11 protein-coding genes are annotated in these 12,919 nt (G+C 70.3%); 3 read left to right on the top strand and 8 right to left on the bottom strand.

Going from position 1 to position 12,919, the window contains the following annotated elements; translation table 11 throughout:
* Window positions 1-25: 25 nt before the first annotated feature.
* Window positions 26-3,055, bottom strand: coding sequence for an excinuclease ABC subunit UvrA (gene uvrA / locus H9652_RS14260; protein WP_191796839.1), 3,030 nt, complete (start codon window positions 3,053-3,055; stop codon window positions 26-28).
* A 246-nt stretch (window positions 3,056-3,301) separates the two neighbouring features.
* Here uvrA and H9652_RS14255 point away from each other — a divergent pair, with 246 nt between their 5' ends.
* Complete coding sequence (locus H9652_RS14255) at window positions 3,302-3,988, top strand: MBL fold metallo-hydrolase (RefSeq protein WP_191796856.1); 687 nt, start codon at window positions 3,302-3,304, stop codon at window positions 3,986-3,988.
* A gap of 113 nt (window positions 3,989-4,101) precedes the next feature.
* Window positions 4,102-4,401, top strand: coding sequence for a YciI family protein (locus tag H9652_RS14250; protein WP_191796838.1), 300 nt, complete (start codon window positions 4,102-4,104; stop codon window positions 4,399-4,401).
* Between the two features lie 122 nt (window positions 4,402-4,523).
* On the opposite strand, the gene H9652_RS14245 is transcribed toward H9652_RS14250, so the two are convergent.
* The 4 genes from H9652_RS14245 to uvrB form a co-directional block, all read right to left on the bottom strand.
* Window positions 4,524-5,537, bottom strand: a complete 1,014-nt coding sequence (locus tag H9652_RS14245) for a TerC family protein (protein WP_191796837.1) — start codon at window positions 5,535-5,537, stop codon at window positions 4,524-4,526.
* Window positions 5,537-6,535: a TerC family protein gene (locus H9652_RS14240; RefSeq protein WP_191796836.1), complete on the bottom strand. Its 999-nt coding sequence runs from the start codon at window positions 6,533-6,535 to the stop codon at window positions 5,537-5,539. The genes H9652_RS14245 and H9652_RS14240 overlap by 1 nt, the downstream gene beginning before the upstream one ends.
* 279 nt (window positions 6,536-6,814) lie before the next feature.
* A complete protein-coding gene (locus H9652_RS14235; RefSeq protein WP_191796835.1) occupies window positions 6,815-7,237 on the bottom strand; it encodes a VOC family protein in 423 nt (140 codons plus the stop codon).
* A gap of 60 nt (window positions 7,238-7,297) precedes the next feature.
* Window positions 7,298-9,397, bottom strand: a complete 2,100-nt coding sequence (gene uvrB, locus H9652_RS14230) for an excinuclease ABC subunit UvrB (RefSeq protein WP_191796834.1) — start codon at window positions 9,395-9,397, stop codon at window positions 7,298-7,300.
* A 247-nt stretch (window positions 9,398-9,644) separates the two neighbouring features.
* Here uvrB and H9652_RS14225 point away from each other — a divergent pair, with 247 nt between their 5' ends.
* The gene (locus tag H9652_RS14225; RefSeq protein WP_191796833.1) at window positions 9,645-11,042 is read left to right on the top strand and encodes a choice-of-anchor A family protein; all 1,398 of its coding nucleotides are present in this window, start codon (window positions 9,645-9,647) and stop codon (window positions 11,040-11,042) included.
* Window positions 11,043-11,149: 107 nt separating this feature from the next.
* Here the strand turns inward: H9652_RS14225 and H9652_RS14220 are convergent, their stop codons facing one another.
* The 3 genes from H9652_RS14220 to H9652_RS14210 are packed head-to-tail and all read right to left on the bottom strand — an operon-like array spanning window position 11,150 to window position 12,907.
* Entirely contained in the window at window positions 11,150-11,812 is a 663-nt protein-coding gene (locus tag H9652_RS14220) for a pyroglutamyl-peptidase I (RefSeq protein WP_191796832.1), read from the bottom strand.
* On the bottom strand, window positions 11,809-12,426 hold the full coding sequence (gene coaE / locus H9652_RS14215; RefSeq protein WP_191796831.1) for a dephospho-CoA kinase: 618 nt from the start codon (window positions 12,424-12,426) through the stop codon (window positions 11,809-11,811). The genes H9652_RS14220 and coaE overlap by 4 nt, the downstream gene beginning before the upstream one ends.
* Before the next feature lie 16 nt (window positions 12,427-12,442).
* A complete protein-coding gene (locus H9652_RS14210; RefSeq protein WP_318244182.1) occupies window positions 12,443-12,907 on the bottom strand; it encodes a MarR family winged helix-turn-helix transcriptional regulator in 465 nt (154 codons plus the stop codon).
* Window positions 12,908-12,919 lie beyond the last annotated feature (12 nt).

Raw genomic sequence — 12,919 nt, 5'->3', positions numbered from 1 at the left:
CCCTCCGGGCGGTCGGTGGGCGGTCTCAGTCGCTCGCGGGCGCAGCCTTCTTCAGGGCGGCCGAGGCCGTGACCGACGAGGCGCCCTCGGTGGCGGCCGCCGTCGTGGACGACTTGCGCGCAGAGGTCTTGCGAGGGGCCTTCGCCGCCGTCGCCTTGCCCGTCCCGGCCTTGGCGGCGGACGACTTCTTGGGCAAGGGGGCGACCGGGATGGGGTCACCCGTGAGGACCTCGGCGAGGAAGCGCCCCGTGTGGCTCGCGGGGACCGCTGCCACCTGCTCGGGCGTACCCTCCGCGATGACCCGACCACCGCCGGACCCACCTTCCGGACCCATGTCGATGACCCAGTCGGCGTTCTTGATGACGTCCAGGTTGTGCTCGATCACGAGCACCGAGTTGCCCTTGTCGACGAGCGACTGGAGCACTGCGAGGAGCTTGCGGATGTCCTCGAAGTGCAGCCCCGTCGTGGGCTCGTCCAGCACGTAGATGGTCCGCCCCGTCGAGCGCTTCTGCAGCTCGCTCGCGAGCTTGACGCGCTGGGCCTCGCCACCCGAGAGCGTGGGCGCGGGCTGCCCCAGGCGCACGTAGCCGAGGCCGACCTCGGAGAGCGTCTTGAGGTGCCGCGAGATCGTCGGGACAGCGGCGAAGAACTCCGAGGCCTCCTCGATCGGCATGTCGAGCACGTCCGCGACGGTCTTTCCCTTGAAGTGCACCTCGAGCGTCTCGCGGTTGTACCGCGCACCGTGGCACACCTCGCACGGGACGTAGACGTCCGGCAGGAAGTTCATCTCGATCTTGATGGTGCCGTCGCCCGAGCACGCCTCGCAGCGGCCACCCTTGACGTTGAACGAGAACCGGCCGGGTGTGTAGCCACGGACCTTGGCCTCGCTCGTCTCGGCGAAGAGCTTGCGGACGTGGTCCCAGACCCCCGTGTACGTGGCGGGGTTGGACCGCGGGGTGCGGCCGATGGGCCCCTGGTCGACGTGGACCACCTTGTCGAGGTTCTCGAGCCCCGTGATCCGGCGGTGCCGACCCGCGACCTGGCGCGCGCCGTTGAGCTCGTTCGCGAGCACGGTGTAGAGGATCGAGTTGACCAGCGTGGACTTGCCCGACCCCGAGACCCCGGTGACCGCGGTCAGGGTGCCGAGCGGGAAGCTCACGTCGATGCCTTCGAGGTTGTGCTCGCGGGCGCCGATGACCGTGACCCGACGGTCCTTGTCGACGGGGCGGCGGGCGGCGGGCAGCGGGATGCTGCGGCGCCCGGCGAGGTAGGCGCCCGTGACGGACTCGGGGGCCTCCAGGAGTCCTGCGTAGTCGCCCGAGTGGATGACGCGCCCACCGTGCTCGCCGGCGCCGGGGCCGATGTCGACGATCCAGTCGGCGGCCCGGATGGTGTCCTCGTCGTGCTCGACGACGATGAGCGTGTTCCCGAGGTCCCGCAGCCGCGTGAGGGTGTCGATGAGCCGGCGGTTGTCCCGCTGGTGCAGACCGATGCTCGGCTCGTCGAGGACGTACAGGACGCCGACGAGCCCCGAGCCGATCTGCGTCGCGAGACGGATGCGCTGCGCCTCACCACCCGAGAGGGTCCCGGCCGGACGCTCGAGCGAGAGGTAGTCCAGCCCGACGTCGAGCAGGAAGCCGAGGCGCGCGTCGATCTCCTTGAGGACCTCGGTCGCGATGGCCTTCTGGCGCGTGCCCAGCTCGAGCGAGCCGAGGAAGGCCGCGGCCTCGCGCAGCGGGAGCCGGCAGACCTCGGCGATCGACTTGTCGCCGACCTTGACGGCGAGGACCTCGGGCTTGAGGCGCGTGCCCTGGCACACCGGGCACGGCGTCTCGCGCATGTACGCCTCGTACTTCTCCTTGGACCACTCCGACTCGGTCTCGCCGTGGCGACGCTCCAGGAACGTCACGACTCCCTCGAATCCGGTCGAGTACTGGCGCTCGCGCCCCCAACGGTTCTTGTACCGGACGTGCACCTCGTGGTTCTGCCCGTACAGCACGGCCTGCTGGGCGCGCTGAGGCAGCGCGCGCCACGGCACGTCCATGGAGAAGCCCAGGTCCGAGGCCAGTGCCGTCAGGACACGGGTGAAGTACTCCGAGGAGATCTGCGCCCAGGGCGCGACCGCGCCCTCGGCGAGGGACTTCTCGTCGTCCGGGACGACGAGGTCCGGGTCCACCTCGAGACGGAAGCCGATGCCCGTGCACTCGGGGCACGCGCCGTAGGGCGCGTTGAACGAGAAGGTGCGGGGCTCGATCTCGTCGAGCGTGAGCTCGTGGTCGTTGGGGCACGCACGCTTCTCCGAGAAGCGTCGTTCGCGCTGCGGGTCGTCCGCGTCCGCGTCGACGAGCTCGACGACCACGAGCCCACCGGCGAGCCCGAGCGCGGTCTCGACCGAGTCCGTGAGCCGGCGCTGGACGCCCTCGCGCGAGACGAGGCGGTCGATCACGACCTCGATGTCGTGCTTGAGCTTCTTCTCGAGCGCGGGAGGATCCGTGAGCTGGACGACCTCACCGTCGACGCGGGCGCGCGCGAACCCCTTGGACTGCAGCTCCTTGAAGAGCTCGCCGTACTCCCCCTTGCGACCGCGCACCACGGGAGCGAGGACCTGGTAGCGGGTCCCCTCGGGCAGCTCGAGGAGGCGGTCCACGATCTGCTGCGGCGTCTGCGCCTGGACCTTCTCGCCACAGACCGGGCAGTGCTGGGTCCCGGCGCGCGCGAACAGCAGGCGCAGGTAGTCGTAGACCTCGGTGATGGTGCCCACGGTCGACCGCGGGTTGCGGTTGGTCGACTTCTGGTCGATCGACACCGCGGGCGACAGCCCCTCGATGAAGTCGACGTCCGGCTTGTCCATCTGCCCGAGGAACTGGCGGGCGTACGCGGACAGCGACTCGACGTAGCGGCGCTGCCCCTCGGCGAAGATCGTGTCGAACGCGAGGGAGGACTTTCCGGACCCGGAGAGGCCTGTGAAGACGATGAGCTGGTCCCTCGGCAGGTCGAGGTCGACGTTGCGAAGGTTGTGCTCACGGGCACCAGCGATGACAAGGCGGTTGCTCACCGAAGCATCGTATGCCTCGCCCCTGACATTCGCACACCTGTTCGACCACCGGTCGTCCGGCAACCGCCCCGAGGACCCCGCCGATGACCACGGGCGTACGCCCGTCGTCCCCGTGAGCAGCGGCGTCACCCCCTCCCCCGGCGTGCCAGACTCGGCACGAGAGGCTCGTCACACCGGCGGCCGGTCGTCCACGAGGACGACAACCAGCGCAGCGAGGAGATCCGCGTGGGATACACCGGAGACGTCATGGTCGCAGGCCCGAGCGACCTGCGGGTCCTGGACGAGGTCGAGGTCCGCAAGCTCGCCGTCGGACCGTCCGAGAACAACGCCTACCTCCTGACGTGCCGCAGGAGCGGCGCACAGCTCCTCGTCGACGCGGCGGCCGAGCCCGACCGGCTCCTGGAGCTCGTCCGAGAGGGCTCCCCGACCGCCCGCCTCGACCTCGTCGTCACGACGCACCGGCACCTCGACCACGTCGGGGCGCTCGCCTCGATCGCCGCCGCGTCCGGCGCGCAGCTCGCAGCCGGGGCCCCCGACGCGGAGGCCGTCACCGAGGCGACCGGCGCCACCGTCTCGCGACCCCTGCACGACGGCGACACGATCGTCCTCGGCCACCTCACGCTCGAGGTGGTCGCCCTGCGCGGTCACACCCCCGGGTCGGTCACGCTCGTCTACAGAGAGCCCGAGCACGCGAGCGCCCCGGGCGCGGTGCCCGGCCGCGCGCACCTGTTCACGGGGGACTCGCTGTTCCCGGGCGGCGTGGGGAGCACGTCGAACGACCCGGAGCGCTTCGCCCTGCTCTACGCGGACGTCACGAGCAGGCTCTTCGACAGGTACGACGACGCCACGTGGGTGTACCCGGGCCACGGCGCCGACACGACGCTCGGGGCAGAACGACCCCACCTCGACGAGTGGCGCGAGCGCGGCTGGTAGCCCTCGTCGTCCGCGCTGCCTCCACGGACCACGTCAGGGCCGGTGAGCGCCGCGTCCGCACCAGGTACGACCCCGTCGACCGGCCCCACGCGCGATGGTGCTTCAATGTCGCCATGCCGATCTTCGCCGTGACCTACACCTACGCCGACAAGCCCGCCGTCCTGGACGAGTTCCGCCCCGAGCACCGCGCCTTCCTGCGCGGCCTGCTCGACGAGGGCACGCTGCTCGCCTCCGGGCCCCTCGCCCAGGACGCGGCGAACCCGGCCGGCGCCCTCCTGCTCGTCGACGCCCCGGACGAGGCGGCGGTCGCGCGCGCGTTCGACGCCGACCCGTTCGCCCGGGAGAACGTCATCACGCGTCGGACGGTCCGACCGTGGGCACCTGTGATCGGGCCCTGGGCCGACCGCGCCTGACCTCTCGCCGGAGCCCCGAGAGGGCGACCGCCACCACCGTCCGCGAACGTACGACGGCCCGTCTCCCCGGAGGGAGACGGGCCGTTCGCGTCACTGGGCGAGCAGTGCCCGCCGCGACGGGCCTACGAGGCCGCGTCGACGTCGTCGGGCAGGGACTCGTCCTGCTGCTGACCACGCGTCCGCAGCAGGCTCGCCACGGTCGTGACCCCGAGCGCACCCAGGATGACCACGAGCGAGAGCCAGATCGGCACCGTCGGGACGGCCTCGATGTGCTGTCCGCCGTTGATGAACGGCAACGTGTTCTCGTGCAGGGCCTCGAGGATCAGCTTGATCCCGATGAACCCCAGGATCACGGCGAGGCCGATCGGCAGGTACACGAGCCGCTCGAGCAGGCCGCCCAGCAGGAAGTAGAGCTGACGCAGCCCCATGAGGGCGAAGACGTTCGTCGTGAACACGATGAACGGGTCGTGCGTGAGCCCGAAGATCGCCGGGATCGAGTCGAACGCGAACAGCAGGTCCGTGCTGCCGATCGCGAGGAACACGATCAGCATGGGCGTGAAGAGCCGCTTGCCGTCGACCACGGTGCGCAGCCTGCCGCCGTCGTACGTGGGCGACAGCGGCAGCACCCGGCGCAGCGACCGGATGAGCCGGTTCTCCTGGTACTCCTCCGACTCGTCCCCGCCCACGACCAGCTTGATCGCGGTGTAGATCAGGAACGCCCCGAAGAGGTAGAAGACCCACACGAACTGGGCGATGATCGCGGCCCCCGCGAGGATGAAAGCCCCCCGCAGCACGAGCGCCACGATGATCCCCACCATGAGCACCTTCTGCTGGTGCTCCCGCGGCACGGCGAACCTCGTCATGATGATCACGAACACGAAGAGGTTGTCGACCGAGAGGCTGTACTCGGTGAGCCAGCCCGCGTAGAACTCGACCGCGGGAGCACTGCCGCCCACGAGGGCGACGAGGCCGCCGAAGGCCAGTGCCAGGGCGACGTAGAACGCCACCCACAGGCCGCTCTCCTTCATCGACGGCACGTGCGGGCGACGGCCCACGATCACCAGGTCGACGAGCAGGAGGACGACGAGGGTCGTCAGGGACGCCGCCTCGAACCAGAACGGCAGCTCGTGCTGCATCAGTAGGTTTCCTTCTCCAGGCGACGACGGTCGCTCTTGTCCTTGGCGAGGCTCGCGATCGTCGTGATGGCGAGCGTGACCAGGATGAAGCTGAGCGAGACGGCCGTCGAGATCTCAGGGATGGCAGTGACGTGCTCGCCACCGTTGATGAACGGGATCTCGTTCTTGTGCAGCGCGTGGATGAGGAGCTTGATCCCGATGAAGCCGAGGATCGCGGCCAGGCCCCAGGCGAGGTACACGAGCCGGTCGAGGAGACCGTCGATCAGGAAGTAGAGCTGGCGCAGGCCCAGGAGCGAGAACGCGTTGGCCGCGAAGACGAGGAACGTCTCCTGCGTGAGTCCGAAGATCGCGGGGATCGAGTCGACCGCGAACAGCAGGTCGGCGCTGCCGATGGCGATCATCACGATGAGCATCGGCGTGATGTAGCGCTTGCCGTCGATCTTCGTGAACATCTTGTCCTCGACGTACGCGTCCGTCGTCGGGAAGAGACGACGCGTGAGGCGCAGGACACCGTTCTCCTTGTACTCCTCGTCGTCGTGCTCACGCGCGCTCTTGACCTGCGTGTACGCGGTGTAGATGAGGAAGGCGCCGAAGATGTAGAAGACCCAGCTGAAGTTCTCGATCAGCGCGGCACCCAGGAAGATGAAGATCGTGCGCAGGACCAGGGCGATCGTGATGCCGATCAGCAGGACCTTCTGCTGGTACAGCCTGGGCACCCGGAAGCTCGTCATGATGAGGACGAACACGAAGAGGTTGTCGACCGACAGGCTCTTCTCGGTGATGTACCCGGCGAAGTACTCCCCGCCGTAGACCGAGCCGAAGTAGGCCCAGATCCCGGCGCCGAAGAGGATCGCGATGCCGACGTAGCCGGCGGACCACCACGAGGCTTCCCTGAGGGTGGGAGCGTGCGGGGTGCGGACGTGACCCACGAAGTCGAAGGCCAGCATCGCGAGGATCATGCCGATCGTCGCGACCCACATCCAGACAGGAACATCCATCACTCATACCTCCGGTACGTAGCGTCGAGTACCGAAGGTCTCTTCCGCCCTCGCGGTCACCGATGCGCCCGGAGGCGATTGCGAGAGGTGACCGTGCAGGACCGGTGACACCGGGCCGACGACTGCGCCGGCCGTGATGACGACATCACCGTTTCGGGAATACTCCCCTTCAACTGAGCAAGCATAGGGCATGGCACGAGGCGAGCTCCCACGCCTCCCACAACCGCCCGGGCCCGCCGAACCTTCCCGGAGCAGGCAGCCCCGTGGCGCGCTCCCCCCTCACTGGACGCAGAACTCGTTGCCCTCCGGGTCCTGCAGGACGATCCAGAACTCGCCGTTCTCGTCCATCTCCTGGAGCAGCGTCGCCCCCAACGCGACGAGGCGCTCGGTGTGCGCCCGGACGTTGCGTACGCGGTCGGCCCCCTCACCCTCGACGCCCACGTCGATGTGCATGCGGTTCTTGGCCGTCTTCGGCTCCGGGACCTGCTGGATGAAGATCCGTGGCCCCACGCCGTCCGGGTCCACGACCGCGTAGAACGCGTTGTACCGGTCCGGGCTCATGCCCCACGCGGCCATGGCGGACTCCCAGTCGGCGAACCCCTCCGGCGGGGGCTGCTCGACGTACCCCAGCGCGACGCACCAGAAGGCACCGAGGCCTTTCGGGTCGGCCGCGTCGAACGTGATCTGGACCGTGCGTGCCATGGCATCCCTCGTTCCGTCGCCGTCACCGGACCGACGACGTCGGCCCGGGCGTACCAGCGCTCAGGCAGTGGCCGACTGCATCTGCCGCAGCTCCTTCTTGAGCCCGGAGATCTCGTCACGCAGCCGCGCGGCGAGCTCGAACTGGAGCTCGGCCGCCGCCGCGTGCATCTGGTCGCTGAGCTCCTGGATGAGGTCCGCGAGCTCGCCCGCGGCGACCCCCGCGAGCCGGTTGGCCGTCGTCGCGCCCTCCTTGGGCCCCCCCGGGACCGGCGCGCGCCCCTTGCCGGGCTGGCGGTAGCCGCCGGCGAGGAGCTCCTGCGTGTCGATGTCCTCACGGGCGAGCATGTCCGTCACGTCGGCGATCTTCTTGCGCAGCGGCGTGGGGTCGACGCCGTGCTCCAGGTTGTACGCGACCTGCTTCTCGCGACGCCGCGTGGTCTCCTCGATCGCCTGTGCCATGGCCGGTGTGATCTTGTCGGCGTACATGTGGACCTGGCCGGACACGTTGCGGGCGGCACGCCCGATCGTCTGGATGAGGGACGTCCCGGAGCGCAGGAAGCCCTCCTTGTCGGCGTCGAGGATCGCGACGAGGGACACCTCGGGCAGGTCGAGCCCCTCACGGAGCAGGTTGATGCCCACGAGGACGTCGTACTCGCCCATGCGCAGCTCGCGCAACAGTTCGACGCGCCGCAGGGTGTCGACCTCGGAGTGCAGGTACCGGACGCGGACGTCGCGCTCCAGGAAGTAGTCCGTGAGGTCCTCGGACATCTTCTTGGTCAGGGTCGTGACCAGCACGCGCTCGTTGCGCTCGACCCGCTCGCGGATCTCGTGGAGCAGGTCGTCGATCTGCCCCGTCGTCGGCTTGACGACGATCTCCGGGTCGACCAGGCCCGTGGGCCGGATGATCTGCTCGACCACACCGTCCGACATCGAGAGCTCGTACTTGCCCGGGGTCGCCGAGAGGTAGACCGTCTGCCCGATCCGCTCGACGAACTCCTCCCAGCGCAACGGCCGGTTGTCCATGGCGCTCGGCAGGCGGAAACCGTGGTCGACCAGGTTGCGCTTGCGCGACATGTCGCCCTCGAACATCGCCCCGATCTGCGGGACCGTGACGTGGGACTCGTCGATCACGAGGAGGAAGTCCTCGGGGAAGTAGTCCAGCAACGTGTGCGGGGCCGTGCCGGCCTCTCGGCCGTCGATGTGTCGCGAGTAGTTCTCGATGCCCGAGCACGACCCGATCTGGCGCATCATCTCGATGTCGTACGTGGTCCGCATGCGCAGACGCTGAGCCTCGAGGAGCTTGTTCTGCCGCTCGAGCTCTGCGAGCCGCTGCTCCAGCTCGGACTCGATCGAGGTGATCGCGCGTTCCATGCGCTCCGGACCGGCGACGTAGTGCGTCGCCGGGAACAGGTTGACGCTCGTCTCCGAACGGACCACGTCACCCGTCAGCGGGTGCAGCAGGTGGATCGCCTCGATCTCGTCGCCGAAGAACTCGATCCGGATCGCGAGCTCCTCGTAGACCGGGATGATCTCCACGGTGTCGCCGCGCACCCGGAAGGTACCTCGCGTGAAGGCCAGGTCGTTGCGGGTGTACTGCATGGTCACGAACTGCCGCAGCATCGCGTCGCGCTCGACCTGGTCGCCGACGTCGAGACGGACCATGCGGTCCACGTACTCCTGCGGCGTGCCGAGGCCGTAGATGCAGGACACCGAGGCCACGACGACGACGTCGCGCCGCGTCAGGAGCGAGGACGTCGCCGAGTGCCTGAGGCGTTCGACCTCGTCGTTGATCGAGGAGTCCTTCTCGATGTAGGTGTCCGTCTGCGCGATGTACGCCTCGGGCTGGTAGTAGTCGTAGTAGGACACGAAGTACTCGACCGCGTTGTTGGGGAGCAGCTCCCGGAACTCGGTGGCCAGCTGGGCCGCGAGGGTCTTGTTGGGGGCCATGACCAGCGTGGGGCGCTGCAGCTCCTCGATGAGCCAGGCCGTCGTCGCGGACTTCCCGGTCCCCGTCGCCCCGAGCAGCACCACGTCCTTCTCACCCGCCCGCAGCCTCTGCGAGAGGTCGGCGATCGCGGTGGGCTGGTCACCTGACGGCGTGTAGTCGGAGATGACCTCGAACGGGGCGACGGTGCGCTGCAGATCGGTGACGGGACGCATGGTTCCACGGTACGGCGAACCACCGACAAGCGAACTATCGACCGCCGCTAGCCCACGGTCGACGAAGGCGCGACCTGAACGGGGACTTTCACCCGGCGAGGGATTTGGCGTGTCGCGACGGGGCCCAATACTGTGCCGGTGATCCTCGCGCATCTCCTGATATCCCCTGACAAACCAGACGTCGGGCCATCCTGGGCCGTGGATTAGTACGTAGACCTTACTTTCGGCCTCGACCCCGGAGACATCGATGTTCCTCAGCTCGACGCGCAGGACACCCCAGCGCACCCTCCTCGGCGCGCTCGCCGCCGGCGCCCTGACCACCGGCCTGCTGGGCCTCGGCGCGGCCCCCGCCCTCGCCACCACCCCGCTGCCCGCGACAGCCCTCGGGACCGACTGCCCCGACTTCACCGGTGGCCTCACGAACACGCCGCTGTTCACCGACAAGGGTGTGGCCGTCTTCGTCGGCGGCGACTACACCGCGCTGGGCGGGGCCAAGGAGTCCGAGGGCGTCCTCGTCTCCCAGGGGTCGGTGACCATCGACACGGGCGACCTGATGAACCTCGGCGTGGTCGGCGCCGGGTCCCAGTTCACGCCGCCGAGCGGCAGCGACATGGTCCTGGCCGCCGGGGCTGTGACCGTCAAGTCCGGACGTGTCGAGGTCGCCCACCGGCTCGACAAGGGCGGGAACGTCGTCGCCGGCGGCGCCATCGAGGGGACCTTCGAGCTCAACGGCGGGAAGAAGTCCCCGCACTCGCCCGTGCCCGCACCCCAGGCCAAGGCCCTCGGGGCCGAGCTCGACAAGGTCTCGGCCGACCTGGCGAGCAAGCCCGCGACCGGGAGCCTCGCCGGGAAGGTCCTGACCGGCGACGGTTCGTCCGCGGTACAGGTCTTCGACGTCTCCGCCGAGCAGGTGGCGAGCCTGCGCGGTGAGGTCACGTTCGAGAACGTCGGGGCGTCCGCACCGATCGTCGTGAACGTCTCGGGCAGGACGCCGGACCTCTCGCTGAACTACATCGCCGCGGGCAGCGACCGGATCGACGCGGGAGCGGCCCTCGGCAAGTGGGCCCCCCGCATCCTGTGGAACTTCCCCGACGCCACGAAGCTCACCATGACGAGCAGCAGCCAGACCGTCGGCTCGATCCTGGCACCACAGGCCGACGTCGCACAGAAGACCCACACCAACGGTCGGTTGTACATCGGTGGGGACCTGACGTTCGGCGGGGCGGGAGCCAGCGGCGGCCTCGAGCACCACAACTTCCCGTGGACCGGTTCGGCGACGCTCGGCTGCGAGCAGCCCACCACCCCGAAGGACCCGGGGACGGGCGGCGAGGAGAAGGAGCCCGAGACCGGCACCGAGGAGGAGACCCCGGCCCCCGAGACGCCCGTGGAGAAGGAGACTCCGGCTCCTCTCGCCACCACCGCGCCTCCGGTCCCGCTGGACGAGGCCACCCCGGTCGCCGACCCCCAGCCGTCCCCGAGCGCCACTGCGCCCGCGAAGCCCGCTCAGACGGCGAGCGGCCAGGAGGAAGGCGGCCTCGCCGCCACCGGCGCGCAGACCGCGCTGATCGTCGTGGTCGCCGCGGCTCTCCTCGCAGGCGGCACCTGGCTCGTCCTGCTGGCGCGACGCAAGCGCACCACGAGCTGACGTCCCGCTGACGAACGGCCGAGGCCCTCAGGGGATATCCCCCGAGGGCCTCGGCCGTCCCCGGCGTGGCCAGTGCCCGCTCGGACCTGCTCGCGGCCGCCGTCCCGTCAGTGCTCGGCGCCTGCCGAGACGGCGCGCGCCGCCTCGGGGGCGAGGCGACGGTCGAGGTCGGCCAGCGCCGTCTCCACGACGACCCGCAACGCCCGGACGTGAGCCGCGAGCGGCAGGGACCCGCCGTCGGGCGACGAACCTCCCGGGCCGCCCACCGCGGGCACGTGCACGAATCCCGCACGCACGTCGTCCCGCCCGTCGGCCCAGCGCGCGAGGTCGTAGAACGTCGCGTTGCACACGTACGTCCCGGCGGTGCTCGACACCGCGACGGGCACCCCGGCCTCGCGCACCGCGACCAGCGCCGGCTTGAGGGGCAGGGTCGTGAAGTAGGCGGCCGGGCCGCCCTCCACGACGGGGACGTCGACGGGCGCCGATCCCGCGTTGTCGGGGATGCGCGCGTCGACCACGTTGATCGCGACCCGCTCGAGGCGGACCGCGCTCGTCCCGCCCGCGAGGCCCACGGCCACCACGACCCGGGGCCGGTGCTCCTCGATCGCGGCCTCCAGGGCGGGCCACGCTCCCGCGAACGTGCACGGCAGCTCGACAGCAACGAGAGGCTCGGCCCCGTCCCACGCGTCGCGCAGCGCGCTCACGGCCTGCCAGGAGGCGTTGGTCGCGGCGCCGTCGAACGGCTCGAAGCCCGAGAGCAGGACGGTCATGCGAGCTCCTCCGCGGTCTCGCGCACGACGCGTTCCCACAGGGCGTCCACCTCGGCACGCAGCGCCTCGGGCGTGCCGCTGCCGTCCAGCGTGACGTCGGCGACCGCGAGCCGCTCGGCGTCGGTGGCCTGCGCGGCGATCCGGGCCCGGGCCTCGTCCTCGCGCATGCCACGCGAGGTCACGAGGCGCTCGAGCCGCACGCCCTCGGGGGCGACGACCACGGCGACGAGGTGGAAGGACTCGGCCTGACCGGTCTCGACGAGCAGCGGGATGTCGTGCACGACGACGGCGCGCGGGTCACGCGCGGCGACGAGGGCCTCGCGCTCGGCCGACAGGCGACGGACCTCCGGGTGGACGATCCCGTTGAGCCGGCGCCGCGCCTCGTCGTCGCCGAACACGATGGTCCCGAGCCGTGCACGGTCGAGCGACCCGTCGGGTGCGAGGACGCCGTCGCCGAAGGCCTGGACGACCTCCTCGAGGCCCACGGTGCCGGGCGCGACGGCCTCACGGGCGAGCACGTCGGCGTCGATGACGCAGGCCCCGAGCTCGGCGAACCGATCGAGGGCCACGGACTTTCCTGCTGCGATCCCGCCGGTCAGGCCTACGCGAAACATGGGTCCATCCTGCCAGTCATGCCCCGTGCGCACGCCTCGAGGAGGCACCGGCCTCCCCCGCCACGACGCGCAGCAGGCGCAGGAGCTCGTGCCGGTCGTCGGCGTCGAGGCGCGAGAGCAGGGTGCCCGCGCTCGTCTCACGCTCGGCGGCGACCGCAGCGAGGGTCTCGCGCCCCTCGTCGGTGAGCTCGACGAGGGTCGCGCGCCGGTCGGTCGGGTCCGGCAGCCTGCGCACGAGCCCGGCGGCCTCGGCATCGTCGACCTTGGACGTCACGGACCGCGGGGCGACGTCGAGGATGCCGGCCAGCGCGCCGGGCCGCTGAGGGCCGTCGCAGCGGTCGAGCGCCCGCAGCATGCGGTACTGCCCGGGCGTGGTCCGGGCGCGCTCGAGCCGCTCCCCCGCCTCCCTCCGGACGGCGCGCATCGCGGCGTGCAGCAGGGTGAGGAACTCGGCGTTCTCGGCGTCGAAGTCTGTCGTCACAGGCACGAGACT

This window comes from Oerskovia rustica, assembly GCF_014836555.1.
Taxonomy (GTDB): Bacteria; Actinomycetota; Actinomycetes; order Actinomycetales; family Cellulomonadaceae; genus Oerskovia; species Oerskovia rustica.
Note: the sequence above shows the minus strand (reverse complement) of the source record. Positions and strands in the feature narration are given on the sequence as shown.